At 41.2% G+C, this 16,296-nt stretch carries 13 protein-coding genes; 5 read left to right on the top strand and 8 right to left on the bottom strand.

Annotated elements, in window-relative coordinates:
* Positions 1–616: 616 nt before the first annotated feature.
* The 4 genes from ACI882_RS16370 to ACI882_RS16385 all read right to left on the bottom strand — a co-directional run bounded on the left by ACI882_RS16370 (position 617) and on the right by ACI882_RS16385 (position 5,433).
* The gene (locus ACI882_RS16370; protein WP_411748547.1) at positions 617–1,180 is read right to left on the bottom strand and encodes a hypothetical protein; all 564 of its coding nucleotides are present in this window, start codon (positions 1,178–1,180) and stop codon (positions 617–619) included.
* 61 nt (positions 1,181–1,241) lie between these two features.
* Positions 1,242–1,760 carry a hypothetical protein gene (locus tag ACI882_RS16375; protein ID WP_411748548.1) on the bottom strand — a complete coding sequence of 173 codons (519 nt, stop codon included), beginning with the start codon at positions 1,758–1,760 and terminating at the stop codon, positions 1,242–1,244.
* Positions 1,757–3,922 (bottom strand): T6SS phospholipase effector Tle1-like catalytic domain-containing protein, encoded by a 2,166-nt coding sequence (locus ACI882_RS16380; protein ID WP_411748549.1) that lies wholly within the window; start codon positions 3,920–3,922, stop codon positions 1,757–1,759. Before ACI882_RS16380 ends, ACI882_RS16375 begins: the two co-directional genes overlap by 4 nt.
* A 146-nt stretch (positions 3,923–4,068) precedes the next feature.
* Complete coding sequence (locus ACI882_RS16385; RefSeq protein ID WP_411748550.1) at positions 4,069–5,433, bottom strand: phosphomannomutase CpsG; 1,365 nt, start codon at positions 5,431–5,433, stop codon at positions 4,069–4,071.
* A gap of 224 nt (positions 5,434–5,657) precedes the next feature.
* Between ACI882_RS16385 and ACI882_RS16390 the strand changes: the two genes are divergently transcribed.
* The 5 genes from ACI882_RS16390 (at position 5,658) to ACI882_RS16410 (ending at position 11,319) form a co-directional block, all read left to right on the top strand.
* A complete protein-coding gene (locus ACI882_RS16390; RefSeq protein ID WP_411748551.1) occupies positions 5,658–6,782 on the top strand; it encodes an LPS O-antigen chain length determinant protein WzzB in 1,125 nt (374 codons plus the stop codon).
* 109 nt (positions 6,783–6,891) lie between these two features.
* Positions 6,892–7,944 (top strand): LPS export ABC transporter permease LptF, encoded by a 1,053-nt coding sequence (lptF, locus tag ACI882_RS16395; RefSeq protein WP_411748552.1) that lies wholly within the window; start codon positions 6,892–6,894, stop codon positions 7,942–7,944.
* Positions 7,941–9,011 (top strand): LptF/LptG family permease, encoded by a 1,071-nt coding sequence (locus ACI882_RS16400; protein ID WP_411748553.1) that lies wholly within the window; start codon positions 7,941–7,943, stop codon positions 9,009–9,011. Before lptF ends, ACI882_RS16400 begins: the two co-directional genes overlap by 4 nt.
* Positions 9,012–10,064, top strand: a complete 1,053-nt coding sequence (locus ACI882_RS16405; protein WP_411748554.1) for a hypothetical protein — start codon at positions 9,012–9,014, stop codon at positions 10,062–10,064. It begins immediately after the preceding gene.
* Positions 10,045–11,319 carry an O-antigen ligase family protein gene (locus ACI882_RS16410; protein WP_411748555.1) on the top strand — a complete coding sequence of 425 codons (1,275 nt, stop codon included), beginning with the start codon at positions 10,045–10,047 and terminating at the stop codon, positions 11,317–11,319. The genes ACI882_RS16405 and ACI882_RS16410 overlap by 20 nt, the downstream gene beginning before the upstream one ends.
* A 15-nt stretch (positions 11,320–11,334) precedes the next feature.
* On the opposite strand, the gene ACI882_RS16415 is transcribed toward ACI882_RS16410, so the two are convergent.
* From ACI882_RS16415 to ACI882_RS16430, 4 genes are read right to left on the bottom strand one after another with little or no spacing between them, the layout of a single operon-like run.
* On the bottom strand, positions 11,335–13,230 hold the full coding sequence (locus ACI882_RS16415) for a polysaccharide biosynthesis protein (protein WP_411748556.1): 1,896 nt from the start codon (positions 13,228–13,230) through the stop codon (positions 11,335–11,337).
* On the bottom strand, positions 13,231–13,842 hold the full coding sequence (locus tag ACI882_RS16420; protein ID WP_411748557.1) for a sugar transferase: 612 nt from the start codon (positions 13,840–13,842) through the stop codon (positions 13,231–13,233).
* Positions 13,835–14,992, bottom strand: coding sequence for a DegT/DnrJ/EryC1/StrS family aminotransferase (locus ACI882_RS16425; protein ID WP_411748558.1), 1,158 nt, complete (start codon positions 14,990–14,992; stop codon positions 13,835–13,837). Before ACI882_RS16425 ends, ACI882_RS16420 begins: the two co-directional genes overlap by 8 nt.
* A gap of 40 nt (positions 14,993–15,032) precedes the next feature.
* Entirely contained in the window at positions 15,033–16,238 is a 1,206-nt protein-coding gene (locus ACI882_RS16430) for a glycosyltransferase family 4 protein (protein WP_411748559.1), read from the bottom strand.
* Positions 16,239–16,296 lie beyond the last annotated feature (58 nt).

Below are 16,296 nucleotides of genomic sequence, written 5' to 3' on the forward strand. Positions count from 1 at the left end.
CAAGCGCCCACACGAATTACTTCTAACAATTTTAAAGATCGGAACAGAGGCGCTCTGGGCTTGTTCGTTTTGATGCTGCGTATCATACTGATTCCGCTCACCGAGTCAACCGTTATTTTTAATTTTTCTTTTAAAATCAACAACTTAACGACTTTAAAAGAATCAACCAACACGCGTTGAATCCCTACCGCCTCAGCAGCAGGGAGGCGTATATTACGGTTTTCCGTAGGAAGGTCAAGGGGTTTTTGTTAAAAAACCCAGAACGGTGCCCGAAGGGCATCCGCGAGCTGCTAGCTTCGGGCTGCGGGTAAGGTCAAAAGATGGCGTGGTGTTGGGTTTTAGTGTTGTGCCATGGGTCGTCCCTGCACCTTGGGGTCGCGTCTCCGCATGCTCCTACAGGCAACTAGTGACGATGTAATCTGTAGGAGTCTTCGAAGCGCAGCGTAGAGACGATGGTTTAAGCTAAAGCTGAAAGCAGAATAAATAGCTGCCTAGCTACTATGAATAAAATCGCGTCTCCGCAAGCTCCGAGCGCTCCTACGTGAGGATATGGTTACAAAAGACAGGCCTAAGGTGTTTTATCCTTTGAACTAACCCGAAGCTCGCAGCCCGAAGCCTAAAACGGATTCCCCAGCTCACAACCACAACTATCTATAATAAATTCGGGACTATCCAGCACCTCCCCTTTTACACGAGCAAGCTCGATGGTTTCTCGGGTTTTGATGTTTAAGCCTGCGGCTGAGTTTATTAGTGATATCACTACTTCGTTTTCTTGCGTTAAGTTTATGGTGATAGCGGTGTAGCCTTCTATTGGCTCTTCTTGTGAATATAGCCAGACCTGTGGCGATAGGTTTTCAAGTAGTACGGCTAAGTTGTCGGGTAGTTTTACTTCAGCTATATAGTTAATTTGCGTTTCCCGGTTACCCCATTTAAATTTGGCGTATGTTGGCATGTAATTTAGAGACGCTGGTAAATAGTTATATTCTAGCTTGGGTGGGTGAATGTATTTAAATTCAATGGGGGTTTGTGAGGGGTCTCCATGAAAACTGCCCATTTGCATATAAAGAGGGCCACTTTCATCGGTATCAAAGTAAAAATAAACGTCTTTCGGTAAAGTGCTGGCGAGACAGGCTGAAAGAAACATGCTGGTGACTAACATACTCGTAATAACGAATTTCATTAAAAGGTGGTCCTTAATAAATTTTGATCAAACTTGAAAATTTAAACGTGCTTACATTTAACTAAGGATCATCACGCTCAAACGGAATGCCTTGGGCTCGGCCTAACTCTATCAGTTCGCGCTTTTTGATATTTGGGCCACCACCGGCATTGGCCAGCCAGGTTATGACCCAGTTGTCACTTGTAATACTTGTGATTAGATTAAGGTAGGCTGGATCTGGTTCTTCCTGGGAATACAGCCAAATTTCCTTAGGCATATTCGAGGCCATTTCCTGGACGTTATCGGGGTATTGAACCTTGGCCTTATAAAACTGCTCTTGTTTCATATCGTACCAAGTAAACTCTCCATAGCTTGGGTAGTAGCTTACCCTTAAACTGGAAGATGCTCCGCCAGAAGCTAGGCAACAGCCTACCGTTCCCGCTGGGGCTCCGAAGGTTCTGTCAAAAATGGCATCGGTAATGAAAAACCGATCAGACTCCTCAGCACTAAAATTAAAAATATACTTTTCAAATTTCGGATTAGCCGAACAACCTGCTAACAAAAGACTAGCAAGAAACACTAACGTAAATATTTTCTTCATACTGCCTTCTCTTTGTAATTGTAAAATAACTCTCTTATACCTAGAGGAGTCGTGTTTTCTGGCCTTTTCTCTGGTTTGTCTACATGTAAGACATCGCCCGCTGGAGCATCTGGCTGATGGGATATCTCAATGTAATTTGCTTTAAGCCAATCCATAGATACCTCATCACCCTTCATTGCCCTTGCTACATTTGCATTAACATTGCCTGGCACTTGGTACCTAAGTCGATGCAAATCTAGAATACTAAGCTCTTGAAGGGGTAAATAGTGCTTTTTGGCTTGTTGATACATTTTGAGGAGGGATAAGTGTTCAAGTTGTGGGTCTATTGCACGCACTAACGTTATTGCAATATGAATATTAAATGCATTGCCGTGCTCGTTAAGCTTTTCTTTTCGCTTTACTTTAAGGTCACCGCCCCAGGGTGCATAGGTTAGTTTTATTTCTTCGATTCGCTCTGCCGCTTTTCGTTCAGCTCGCTGCTTAGATTTCTTATTGTCTTTTAAATAAGAAACAACAAAGCGTGACAAGGTAATGGTTTTAGGGTGATTCGCTAGGGCTTGCCCTCCGCCTACATCAGCATGAGCACCAGGCATATACTCTTCTTTAAAGGTATGCGGTGTAACCTTTCCTGGTTCAGATTTCACACTCGATAACGGAAAGTAAGCGCGCTGTTCATGTAAAGCGCATAAATGATAAACCGCATTAGCACTACCAAAATTTAAGTTTAAATTGTAAGGGCAATTAAACTCATCACCTGGAATACCTATTGAGCCGACTGTTTCATAAAGGCCTAAAAACCTAAACTTAATATCCTCTAATTTCTGAAGCTTATCCGGTAGCTCTCCTTTTTTAATTAATTCATGAAAGTCATTAATAAATGCTCGTGCGTTTGCCGCGCCTCTACTGTACCCAAATAAATCAATGATCAAATCATGCTTCTGATTCTCACCCACCTCCCCTAGAAACTGCAAAACTCGCCTATAAGCCTCTTCAATCCGCGCCTTCATCCCAACACCAAATGCCTGCGCCAACTTCTCTTTCCATCCTGGCTCTACGTTCTGACAAATTTGGACTTCATTCTCAATATCAACAGTCCCTATTCCATCAATATAGTGGCGACCGATCCCACGAGATACATCCTGCTTATAACACTCATACAACTTAGCAATATTAGAAGGTTCAAACTCATCCGTTTCGCAATGCTTATCAGCGTTATAATTTTTCCCTGTTCCGTCAAAGAACAATCCAAACTGCAACGTTTTAACGGATATTACATTAATCTGCTCGGTTACCGTTGCTTCACCTGATTGTGCGGTAATTGTGTATTCGCCTGGCGGTAGCTCTACTTCTATAGACCATTCATGAAAATCTTCCCTTTTTGCATCATCAAAGCTGAATGATTGCTGGCCTGTTACTGGGCCTTGCCATTTTAAGTTGATTGACTTGGTGTATTGAGCGCAGCCACTTAGGCTAATTAACCAGCCGTTATGAAGCCGCACAACATCGCCAGCTTGGGGTAAGGATTTTTCGGAGTAATGTTTATCGAATTCAAACAGGCCTCGCGCGTCTTGGTGTCCTCGGGTAGTTTGAGCTACGGAAGTAGGAGTATCACCTTGCTGCCAAACATAGTCGGCTATATTAGCTTTTACATTATGACCGCCTTTTTTGAGGACGCTTTCACCCTTGTTATAAATACTGATTAGCGGCTGACGATGTATTAGCCTATCGGGCTGCGGGTGTGTTGAGCGAGATAAAGGGCCGTTCCAATACTCGGTTAATTCTTGCGGTTGTTGGTTAGAGACACAAGTTGCCGTTGCAACATCTAAGCAGTCTTCGTTAAGTTCTGGTCGCTGGGTTGCATACTGAGGAATTAAAATGAGCACCTCTGATGCAAAACGAGAGGCATAATAAGGCTCAATGCCCCAAGTTCGCCCCGATTTCACCCAAAAACCGGTCAATGGATTGTTTCGAAAGCGCTCAACTTGGTGTTTTTCAACTTTGCACAGCGGAAGGCTTTTCTCTTTATAATGCTTCTGAATTTCTTGCGGTAACTGCCGGAAAGCCAAAAATGACAACGGCTCCAATATTGGAAACTCGTGCTCGAGCAGTAAGCCAGCGGTGTCGATACCTTTCAGTAGGCCAGATGATAAATCTAAGTCCACTACCATTCCTTGGTAATTTCAAAATTTGGATCATTCTGACTTATCCGCTATTTCCGTCAACAGCCTTGGCGCTTTTGTGCGATTGCGCTCACAAAAAAACCGCTCGAAAGCGGCTTATTATAAATAAAAAACTGAACACTGCTAAACTACTGACGAATAAGCGCCAGTAATTCTTGAGTTTTTTCATCCATCAGCTCTTTATCAGCGCGGGTTTCTACATTCAACCGAATAACCGGCTCAGTATTTGACTTACGTAGGTTAAAGCGCCACTCATCAAATTCTACTGAAAGACCATCTACTTTTTCGATTTTCTTTGCTGAGTCTTTATAGGCCGCTTCAACACGGTTCATGGCTTCATCCGCATCGGCTACTTTACTGTTAATCTCACCGGGGCTTGGGAATTTTGCCATGCGCTCTTCTACTAAGGCTTTTAAGGTGGTTTGTTTGCGACTTAACAAATCTATAATTAACAGCCATGGGATCATGCCGCTATCGGCGTAGGCGAAGTCTTTAAAATAGTGATGCGCACTCATTTCACCGCCGTAGACCGCATCTTCTTTGCGCATGCGCTCCTTAATAAAGGCATGACCAGAAACCGACTGAATGGCTTCGCCACCAGAGGCTTCAACTATTTCTACGGTATTCCAGACCAAGCGAGGGTCATAAACAATTTTAGACCCCGGTCTTTGCGCCAAAAACGCCTCGGCAAGTAAGCCTACAATGTAATAGCCTTCGATGAAGTTAGCGTCTTCATCCCAGAAGAAACAGCGGTCAAAGTCACCATCCCACGCGATGCCTAAATCGGCCTTGTTATCTTTAACCGCCTTACCTGTCACTGGCTGTTGCTCATGTAACAACGGGTTTGGAATACCATTTGGGAAAGCCGCGTTAGGTTCGTGGTTTACTTTAATAAACTCTATTGGCGCGCCTTTGGCCAAAAGAGCCGCTTCAATAGCATCTAATGAAGGACCTGCCGCACCGTTACCGGCATTAACAACCAACTTCATTGGCTTTAAGCCTTCAACGTCTACATAAGTCATTAAATGCTCAACATAGGCAGCGCGGTTATCAATAACGGTAAGCTTGCCAGGTGTTTGGGCTTTTTCAGCATAGGTTTCGGCTTCAGCCATGGCTTTAATGTCGGCCAAGCCGGTATCGGCTGAAATAGGTTTGGCTTCTTCACGCACCATTTTCATGCCGTTATAATTAATTGGGTTATGACTCGCGGTGACCATACAGCCACCTTCTGCGTTTAAGAACTTGGTTCCAAAATAAACTTCTTCGGTACCGCACATGCCTAAGTCGACCACATCTGCGCCGAAATCTAGTACGCCTTGGGCAAACGCATCCTTGAGTTCAGGCGATGTTTCACGCACATCCCAACCCACAACCACCTTTTTAGGCTTTAAAAATGTCGCGAAGGCTCGGCCAATTCGGTAGGCTATTTCAGTATTTAGCTCGGTACCAAGCTGGCCACGAATGTCGTACGCTTTAAAACAAGTAAGTTCCATTAGGAGTCCTTTTAGGTTTATTGCATCTAGTCAAACTTGGGTAATAATACCTATTAAAAACAATGTTCGCAGTACTGTAAATCAACGAAATCGCAAGAAATTGCAAAAATAAAACTAAACCAATGATTTATATGAAAATAATAGCCAAAATGCATCGTATGGGTTTATAAAAATCGAATCTTCATGCTATTCTCACTCCAAATATAATTAACGAAGATTTATATATGACCAACCAAGATTTAGCCCATTTACGCCCTGAACCAACTGATGAAATTGACCTTGGCGAACTTATTCGTAATTTAATAGCGCAATGGAAGCTAATTGTTGGCATCACTATTATTGGTGCAATTGTTGGTGTTGCTATTGCACTGGCATTACCCAAAGAGTATCGCGTTGAAGCTATTTTCGACAAGCCCTCAACAAATGATATTCAACCCCTATTAGCGCAAACCTTGATTCCACTATCTCGCCAAGCAGTGTTAGGCAGCTTTTTAAAGAACCTGCAGTCACGTGATTTAATAGAACAAGCACTTGAAACTCAGAATGCGCTTATTGACGACAAAGGCAAAGCACTCACACCTGCTCAGCGCTTCAGCAAAATTGCAGATATATCCAACAGTATTCGCATAGCGCCCGCCACCTATGACTTTATGGAAGATATTGAAGGTTTAGAAGCTGAATTTGATGAAATATCACTTAGCACCTTATCTAGCGACCCGCAACAAACCGCACTATGGATGAATGAGCTGCTAAAACTAGCTTCAACAAAAACCACCGCTGACCTCAGCAACGACATTTTAGGCCAACGCAATGTAGAAATTGCACAAGTTAAACGCCAGCTAGCCGAGCTAGAAGGTACGGCCATTGCTAAACGCGCACAGCAAATAGAGCATTTAAAAGCCGCCCTCGCCATAGCAACGGAGCTCAATATTAAAGAGCCTACTTCATGGTCAGCCTTAGTTCATGGCAATGGCAACGTTCAGCTGTTAAATGAACAACCCGAAAAAGAGGAAGACTTCTTAAAAGGCACTCGCGTACTAACAGCCGAACTGTCTGTACTTGAAAATAGCCCAATACAATTAGCTGACCAAACGATTGTAACTGAAACTAAAGAAATGACCAAAACAACAACCATAAGCCCTAATACACTGAAAGGCCGAGCCGCCACCTTAAAAGCCTTTAGTTTAGATTCGTCGAGCATTAGTTATATTCAACCAACGGTTAAAGCTTTGGTTCCAGCAAGCGCTGAAAAACCAAACCGCAAGCTAATTGCTATAGCTTCAACCGTTTTAGCAGGGTTCTTTGCGATTTTTATCGCGCTTATACGCTTAGCCATAAAAAAAGATTAACATTTGGCACTAACACCTAAGCTCCCCTATAATGGTTTAGGTGTTAGATATAGAAAAAAGTTACTATTCTAATTTTAAGACTCCGCACAGTGAATAAAAGGGCACCATTGTGATATTCCGCTATATATTCACTGAAACTCTCAAGCCATTCATCTTCATTACCGTTGTGCTTATTGCACTATTAACCACCGCAGAGCTTTCTGACACTGTTCAGCAAGTCATTGCAGGATTATTTGAGCAACAAGCCATTTATAAAATAATTGGCTTTACCATTCCTGTAATTTTACCCGAGCTGTTACCGCCAGCCTACTTACTGGCTATTCTAATTTCACAAAACAGGCTTTCTCAAGATTCTGAACGAACTATTTTTAATGCTGCAGGCTTATCCGATCAAAAATTGACTTCTAATCTGCTGATAACAACAGCCCTGCCCCTTACATTCGTCATGTGGTTGTTCACACTTTTTATAACCCCTAGCTTTGCTCTCATGTTCGAACAATACAGCGTGGACCAAAATAATCGCCCGATAACTGACTTAGTAGACCCAGGCGAGTTTTTTAACTTACCCAATAACATGGGCACCTTATACGCGGCAGATAGCTCACCCATTACCGGCAAGCTACTTGATGTCTATGTTATACAACATCAAGAAAAAGGTACTACCGTTATTAGCGCAAACTCATTGAAAATTGACCGAGAGAACCAAAGCTCCACGCAATACCTGATGTTTGAAAATGGTCGCTTAATAACTCAGAATTTAAATTCTGGCAGTGATCAGAGTTTTACTAGCTACAGCGTCGCCCTGCCCATAGATTCATATACTTATACAAATAACAAACTAAATACCATGAGCACAAAAACATTAACGATGAATGCTAACCAGTGGCAACAAAGTGAATTTTTATGGCGTATTCTCTACCCTCTCATTATTCCAGTTCTTTGTATATGGGGTGTGGGCTTAACCAAGGTAAAGCCCCGTCAAGCAAGAGTAGGCGCTATTGCAATAGGCATTGCCTTGTATGTAGTCTATAGCTATATTTTTAAAACCCTAAACGCCAGCATTGCTTACTCTAAACTGCCCTTATGGGCACATGGTTGGTGGCTTCACAGTTTGGCGGTTTTTTTAGGATGGTGGCTATTTATGCGGCAGAAACATAAATGAAAAACCAAATACTTTTTCGCTATTTATTTCGCAAAGCCATCTTTACCGTTTTATTGGTGTTCGGTTCCTTGGGAGGCCTATTACTTATTTTAGGCATCGCCGATGAAACGGGTCGGCGTGTCTCTGGTAATTACACAGCCATTGACGCCTTGCAATATAAAATTCTCACCCTGCCTTATGAACTTTATGAATTTACCCCGTTGCTCATTGTTCTGTCGGCTTTAATAACATTTGCGACTCTCAATAAAAACTCAGAACTGGTCATCATTAAGCAAATGACCTCCAATGGTTTATTACTAATTCTAAAGTTGTTTTTACCCATAATCGTCATTGCTGCACCTTTGTTTTGGATGGGAGAATGGCTAGCACCCACATGGAGCAATAACGCGACAGCAACACGTGCGCTATTACGCGGCCGTGAACTACCGGCACAAGAGCAACAATGGATAAAATCGGGTAATTGGTTTATTTCGACTGCATTTGTTGATCAATCCGATGGTTCACTAGTGTCTCCAACATTGTATCGTTTTGATAACAATGGTTTATTTAGCATAACAGAAGCACAATTAGCTCAAGCAAAAGCTGATCACTGGGTATTACCCGATGCAACGGAAAAAGATATGCAAGCAGATAGCGAGCGACATATCGTTGACCATGCTCTTTTAAGCTTTAGCACGCCTACCCTTACTCCCGATATTGCACAGCAGCTTGCAACAAACTCAAGTACTTTAACGCTAAGCCAGCTAAGCCAACGAGTATTTTATGCGAAAAAAGAAGACAGCTTACGATCAAGCGAGGCATTAGAATGGTGGCAGCGAGTTTTGTTTCCAATAGAGATTTTACTAATGCTCAACCTGGCGTTAATATTCAGCTTGACTTCATTTCGACAAAAAACAATAGGCGATGTGGTGTTCAAGGGCCTAGCAACCGCCCTTGCACTATCGACACTTCTAGATGTTAGCTCTGGTGTTCTTGCTATTTCAGGACTTCCTGTATTGGCTGCCGCTATTTTACCGTTGCTCACAATCACCGCCTTATCGCAATACTATTCCTTTAAAAGGTTATAAATGACAACAATCGCTTTTATTGGTCGCAAACAAAATTCATCTTCTTGGCACAAACGGAAGTTTATCTCTGATAACGCTATAGAAGTGCCCAGAGTAAAAGAAATTGAAGGTTTGGCCCAAAGTAACTTGATACCCATTCAAGATATTAGCCAAGCAGATATAGTGTATATTCGACTTAACCCAGAGCGGGCTAACAAAAAACACCTAAAAAATATATTAGCCGCCGAGAAAAAAATCAAACCGAATGCACTCGTATTAAACAGTGTATCTCACTTTACCAATTATGCCAGTAAAGTGAATACGTTCAGCTTATGGGCAAAATCAAACATAGACTGCCCAGCATTCCAAGTTTGGAGCCCATGGCTTAGTAAAAACAAACAAATTAAGAGCGTGAAAGAGCTAATTAAACAACACAATGGCTTATATTTGCGCACTCACAATGAAGATTCAGGCAAGGGCATTGTTTTCTTACCGCCTAGCGCTACAACAAATGAAATTACAAAAGCCATTTTAACTTTAAGGCTGCGCGCGCTTTCAAATAAGGTCAATCAATCTCAAATTTTAGCCGTTGCCCCGGTAGACAACAAAGATGCAAGCGGTATATATCACGTATACCGAGCACATATCGCCTGCAATAAAATACTTGGCGGTTATGCGTTGGTTGGCACCCAAAAAGTGATACATGCCAGCGACCAACGTATAGCTTATTGGGAAGCTTTTTGTGACTACAATGCCAAACTACAGAACATTCTTAGTAACCCTATCTACCACAACCAAATATTACAGGGATTTACTACGCTTAAAGCGAACATAGGCGCAATAGAGTTTTTTGAAGTAGGAGGTAAACTCATATTTTTAGAAATGAACCCTCAATGGGGTGGTACACACCGCTATGGTGACACGGCCTTTATGAGCAAGCTACGTCAGAATATTAACGAACCCTCGCTTAGCCACGTTAAAGATTGGTTAGAGCCCGATAAATACTACTGCAACCTTTATAACCACCTAGCCACAGCAACGGTAAGCAACAAAAATGAAGACTGCAATGCTTAATAAATATTTCAACACACCACACGAAAGCGGGTTAGGTAAAACACTTTACCAATTTAACGGCTTGCTTGTGCTAACATTTTTTATTCTAACGTTTTTGGTTTGGGGGGGCACAGGCTATTCAGCAGGTATTATGCTGTTGTTAAGCCCACTAGCCTTGTTTGTTAAAGACCGCCCACTACAGATTACAAAAGAACACTACTTAATAATACTAGCATTTTCCCTTATGTTTGTTGCTCATGCATCGGCGATTTATCGAGGAAATTCAGCTGCGGAAATTACCGATTTAGACCAACCTATGCGCTTTATTCTGATTATCCCTATTTTTTTATATTTAAAAAAGGTTGGATTTAATCAAACTTGGTTTTGGCTAGGTATTTATTTAGCAGGGTTGATTTGCGGTTGGCAAAGCATTGCTTATACAGCAGGTGAATACGGAACTAGAGTATCAGGGCCATTCAACCCGATTATTTGGGGCGACATTGGACTGGTTTTTTGTTTGGTTATTGGTGTTAAAATACACCACCTAATTAAAAATAAACCCCAAACATTAATACCAAAATACATTGAACTAAGTACAGCAGCAATCAGCCTAATAGCGGCTAGCATTGGCGTTATATTATCGGGTTCAAGAGGGGCTTGGTTAACGGTAATACTGTTAGCTTTATTGTTTCTAACCATTGCATTTGTAACCTTACCGAAGAGAATAAGTTTAGCCTTTACCAGCGTAATGATTATTTGTAGCGTTCTGGCCTATGCGTATATACCCACGGTAAATGTACGTATAAATCAAGTAATCAACGAACTGAGCAGCTTTGAATTAACGTCAAGCAACCGTTCCTCTACAGGTTTACGTTTGCAAATGTGGTATACCTCGATCATCGCATTTCAAGAAAGCCCCATAATAGGCCTAGGAAAGTCAGGCTTAACAGAACTTGAAAAGCGCTTAGTGAATGAAGACAAAATTAATAACTGGGTGGTAACGGAGTCCAGTCAACAACACAGTGATCTATTTGATATGTTGGCTAAAAGTGGTGCACTGGGTGTGCTGATATTAATATTTTTTTACTATAGCACTATGAAAGCAGGCTCAGCCCTCATACCACCCTATTCATCTACGATAGTAATGACAACATTAGCCTATATTGGCTTTGGTTTAACCAATACAATATTTATAGGCATGAATGGTACGATGTTTTTTCTCGTATTTACTGTATTTACCATAGTAGCTGGTGAGCGCGAAGTTACATCAAAATAAGAATTACACAGCGCACTACTGTAAAAAATCAACAATAGGTGAATTAGGTTTAAAACCAGCCACTACTTTTTCTAATTCACTTCGTGCTCTTACCGCATCAAAAGTTTGTTCAGCGGTTTGAAACTCTAGAAGGCTTTGCTCTATAACCTGCAAACCTACAAAGTCTTCATTAGCGCGGAGTATTTTTGTATGCTCTGTGCCAGTTACAGAGTCACCTATGAGTAACTCTTCGAACAGTTTTTCACCTGGGCGTAAACCAGAGAATTCAATAGCAATTTCACCTTCAGGTGTTTCATCGGTTTTAACTTCGAAGCCACTGAGCTCTATCATTCGGTGAGCTAAATCAACTATTTTAACCGAATCACCCATGTCTAAAACAAAGACATCGCCGCCTTTTGCCATAGCACCGGCTTGGATAACTAGCTGCGAAGCTTCCGGTATGGTCATAAAAAAGCGTGTAATTTCAGGATGGGTTACAGTAACTGGCCCTCCTGCAGCTATTTGCTTACGAAATAATGGTACAACCGAGCCTGAAGACCCTAACACGTTACCAAACCGCACCATACTGAATACTGTTGATGACTCTTGCGCCAAATTCTGCACCACTTGTTCAGCCAAACGCTTGGTAGCACCCATTACGTTAGTTGGGCGCACGGCTTTATCTGTAGAAATTAGAACAAAATGGCTAACATTCAGTTTATGAGCCGCTTCGGCCACTGTTTTAGTACCAATTACATTGTTGCGTATACCTTCAAATATATTGTGCTCGACCAAAGGAACATGCTTAAACGCCGCTGCATGATAAATGGTATTAACAGCGAATTTTTTGATCACCCCAGAGACACGCTCTTCATTACACACCGAACCCAATATGGGTAAAATTTGTATTGAAGCTCCTGTAGAACCTACTGATTTTAACAACTCACGCTCAATGGCGTATAACGAAAATTCATTTTGCTCGAACAAAACAAGTACACTCGGCTGAGCAGACACAACTTGACGACACAATTCAGAACCAATTGACCCGCCCGCCCCAGTAACCATAACCACTTTGTTTTTAATACAAGCTTCAAATAGCTCTTTTTTAGGTGGAACCGGGTCTCGTCCAAGCAAGTCCTCTAATTCTACTTCTTGTAGTTGATCAACGCTGGCAATACCCGACACAAGGTCAGTCATAGATGGAGTGGTTTGTACATGGACAGGAAACGGCTCTAGCCGGTCTAAAATAATTTTACGTTGTTTTTTTGTGGCTCTAGGTACAGCAAGCAACACACGCTTTACTTTCAGTTCTTTTAATACAGACGCTATTTTACCTGGACAATAAACAGAAATACCTTGTATTGAATGCTTCCATAGCTGAGGATTATCATCAAAAAAGGCGACAGGGATGTATACTTTGCCTTTTTGTAGCGCGGAAATAAGTTGCATACCCGAGTCACCCGCACCATAAATGGCTACCGGTTCTCGGCTAGCAAAATTGGTATTTATCCATTGAAACAGCCAACGTACGACTAAACGACTGCCACCAATGACCAACATAAGCACCAAAGCAAATATAATTGGGATAGAGCGAGGAAAGCCAGGCTCTCGTGAAAGAAATACAAGAGACCAAACTACAAACGCCATTAAAGCAGACCCGTTAAATACAGCGTATAAGGCCTTACTGCCAATATAACGAATAATAGCGCGATAAAGCCCTAATCGAGCGAATATAAGAATGGCCGTTGGAATAACCGCAATAAATAGCCACCCAAAGCCAGCTAGCTGACGCTGGGGCCACATATCACCTAAGCGCAGCGCCCAAGCGGCCCAGAGAGAGAAAGGCACCATGAAGACATCTGCAATGACCATTATCCACTTTTTTTGGGTGCGTCTAAGTTGAGTATACTTAGCCGTGAGCTTGGACCGCATTTAGATATCGCCTTTTTTATCGCGCTTTATAATTTTAAAAATTGTTCTAAAGATTAATAATATATCCCCAAAAAAACTATTAGATTCAACATATTCTAAATAGTATTTTTCTTTCAATGGCATTATAATTCTAATGTAGGCCGCTTGAGGGTCTGGGTATTCAGCTAATATTGCATTTTCATCGACCATTTCAATAGAAGCCCAATCCGTAATTCCGGGCCTCAATGACAGAATTTTATTACGTGACGACTCAGAATATAGCTTCATATATTCAGCTACCTCAGGCCTAGGCCCTACAATACTCATTTTCCCTATCAGAACATCAATTAACTGAGGTAATTCATCTATTTTGTATTTCCGTAAAAAATTTCCCGATCGGGTTATTCTACTATCTGATCCTATTGTCAGCTTTCCAGCTACTTCGGATTCAAGTTTCATGGTTCGGAATTTATGAATACGAAATATTACGCCATTACGCCCTACTCGTTTTTGCCGAAAAAATATTGGCCCTGCCGAATCATACTTGACCCACAACGCAACAATCACAAACAAAGGCGAAAGTACCAATAAACCTAAGCTTGAGGAAACAATATCAAAAAAGCGTTTAAGCATTATTGATAACCTGCTTTATGGTTGCCACTACCCGATTTTGGTCTTCTTTAGTCATTTTAGTATATAGTGGAATTGATACCTCTTGTTGATATATTTTTTGGGCAATAGGAAACATTTCCGGCGTTAATTTATAGGTATCACGCCAATATGGATGCAAATGAAGTGGGATAAAGTGTACTGAACAACCGATACCCGCTTCTGCCATTTTTTCTATAAAAACATCGCGTGCAATACCCGACTCGGGTTTTAACTTTATAGGGTACAAATGCCACGCATGAGAGCTGGTTTGTTCAGCGCCTATTGGCAGCTCTATAGGTAAATCTGCTAGTAGATCATGATAGACAGATGCCATTGCATTACGCTTTTGTTGAAAGCCTTTTAGCCGCTTTAACTGATGAATTCCAATTGCTGCTGATATATCAGGCATATTATACTTATAACCTGGAGCGACAACCTCATAAAACCAAGATGGTTTTGTCGAAACATAACGATCAAAAGCATCACGACTAATTCCATGTAATCGCATGACTTTACAACGCTTGGCATATGCAGGGTTTTTCGTGACAACCATACCTCCTTCGCCAGTTGTCATGGTTTTATTTGCATAAAAACTAAAAACCGTAATATCTGAATCCAAGGTACCAACTAACCTTCCATTATAAATAGTCGGCAGAGCATGCGCTGCATCTTCAATGACTTTAATTTTATGTTTTTTAGCAATTGAAATAATTGAATCCATATCACAAGCTAAACCAGCAAAATGAACAGGGATTACAGCTTTAGTGCTAGCAGATATTGCACTTTTGAAGGAAATTGGCGTCATGTTAAATGTGTGTTCATCTACATCAACCATAACGGGTGTAGCACCAAGGTAGCGAACAATTTCTGCCGTTGCAGTAAACGTATAGGTTGGAACGATAACTTCATCTCCGGGTCCAACACCGATAGCCTCTAAAGCTAAATGCAAACCTGAAGTTGCTGAATTAACTGAAATTGATTCAACACCTCCGCCAAGAAAAGCACTAAACCTTTCTTCGAATTTTTTCGCTTTAGGTCCTGTAGTTATCCAGCCAGAGCGCAAAGAGTCTACTACTTCTGCAATCTCTTCTTCGCCTATTTCAGGTAACGCAAATGGTAGGAATTTTCGCATGATAATTAGCCTCCTTAAAAACGTCTATTTACTATATCTATTAAGAATTTATAAAATCAATGAACCGCAGTGACAACTCACAATATTGATGGTTCTCATTTACGTACTGAATTCCCCGTTGACCCATAGCATCCCGTAATTTTTTGTCTTTAAGTGTAACGACTGCTTTTGCAATTGCTTGAAAATCACCAGGCGGCACAGTCAACCCTGCCTCCGCTAACTGGACAGGGTTATTTGGACTATTAATAGCTTGAATAATAGGCTTACCGGACAATAAATAATCAAATATTTTATTGGCACCGGTACCATACTTATAAATCTCTTCATCAGCCCAAGAAATAAGCAAGATATCCATACCTTTCAAAACAGGTGCCACTTCTTCTTTTTCAATTGAATCTAAAAAAACTACATTTTTAAAATTTCGAGCACTTGTTTTAAGTTTTTCTTTTTCATTTCCAGAGCCAACAAAAACGAATGCCACTTCTGGCGAAACCTCAGCAGTTGCCACTAAAGTATCCAAATGATTGGATATTGCATGCCCACCAACATAGCCAGCTACTAAATCATAATTTCTTTTTAATTCAGTGATGGCGTTTAGAGTAGCCGTTGCATTATCACTAAGTGAGTCCTTAAACTTAAACTGAGCATTGCTATCAACACCATTAGGTATATAACAATAGTTCTCAGGTTTAACACCATATAATTTCACATGATCATATGCATTTGACAACATGGAAACGACTTTATCTGACAACCAATAACTCAACCTCTCTCCGACTTTCATCAGCATAACAAAAGGATGCCATCTTGGTAACTTACCAACTGTATAGAGCGTCATTGGCCAAATATCGTGTAATTCAAAAGTCACCCGACTACCCTTTGAGACATATTTTGCCAATAATATATCCAAGGGATATGTAGATGACGCAATAACGTGGTCATATTCACCTTTCTTTTTTCGTAAATAGCTACATCCTGAAAGTAAAAACTGACTAATATTTAGAAGCCGTGCAAATCCATTACCTTGATATTTAATAGTTGGAAGCCAAACATACTGAATACCGTCTATGATTTCAGACCTTCGCCCATGACCGTTTGGCTGACAATACCTTAAATGTGAATAATCGGCTGCAAGGATTGTTACGCTGTGACCTTGCTTAACCCATTCTCTTGCTATATAAAAAGGTCGAAACTCCATTCCTAACTTCGGGTGGCCAGCATAGTGGTTTATGAGTAAAATATTCAAATTGGAGCCTTTTCATGCTTGATAAATATACCTCTAGCATTCTTATACTATAACGGTT

Source organism: Reinekea sp. (genome assembly GCF_046710285.1).
Lineage (GTDB): Bacteria > Pseudomonadota > Gammaproteobacteria > Pseudomonadales > Natronospirillaceae > Reinekea.

Bases quoted from the DNA above. Each gene is read 5' to 3' on its own strand.
- ACI882_RS16370 (WP_411748547.1), bottom strand. From the start codon at position 1,180: ATGAAATTCGTTATTACGAGTATGTTAGTCACCAGCATGTTTCTTTCA.
- ACI882_RS16375 (WP_411748548.1), bottom strand. From the start codon at position 1,760: ATGAAGAAAATATTTACGTTAGTGTTTCTTGCTAGTCTTTTGTTAGCA.
- ACI882_RS16385 (WP_411748550.1), bottom strand. From the start codon at position 5,433: ATGGAACTTACTTGTTTTAAAGCGTACGACATTCGTGGCCAGCTTGGT.
- ACI882_RS16390 (WP_411748551.1), top strand. From the start codon at position 5,658: ATGACCAACCAAGATTTAGCCCATTTACGCCCTGAACCAACTGATGAA.
- ACI882_RS16400 (WP_411748553.1), top strand. From the start codon at position 7,941: ATGAAAAACCAAATACTTTTTCGCTATTTATTTCGCAAAGCCATCTTT.
- ACI882_RS16405 (WP_411748554.1), top strand. From the start codon at position 9,012: ATGACAACAATCGCTTTTATTGGTCGCAAACAAAATTCATCTTCTTGG.
- ACI882_RS16410 (WP_411748555.1), top strand. From the start codon at position 10,045: ATGAAGACTGCAATGCTTAATAAATATTTCAACACACCACACGAAAGC.
- ACI882_RS16415 (WP_411748556.1), bottom strand. From the start codon at position 13,230: ATGCGGTCCAAGCTCACGGCTAAGTATACTCAACTTAGACGCACCCAA.
- ACI882_RS16420 (WP_411748557.1), bottom strand. From the start codon at position 13,842: ATGCTTAAACGCTTTTTTGATATTGTTTCCTCAAGCTTAGGTTTATTG.
- ACI882_RS16425 (WP_411748558.1), bottom strand. From the start codon at position 14,992: ATGCGAAAATTCCTACCATTTGCGTTACCTGAAATAGGCGAAGAAGAG.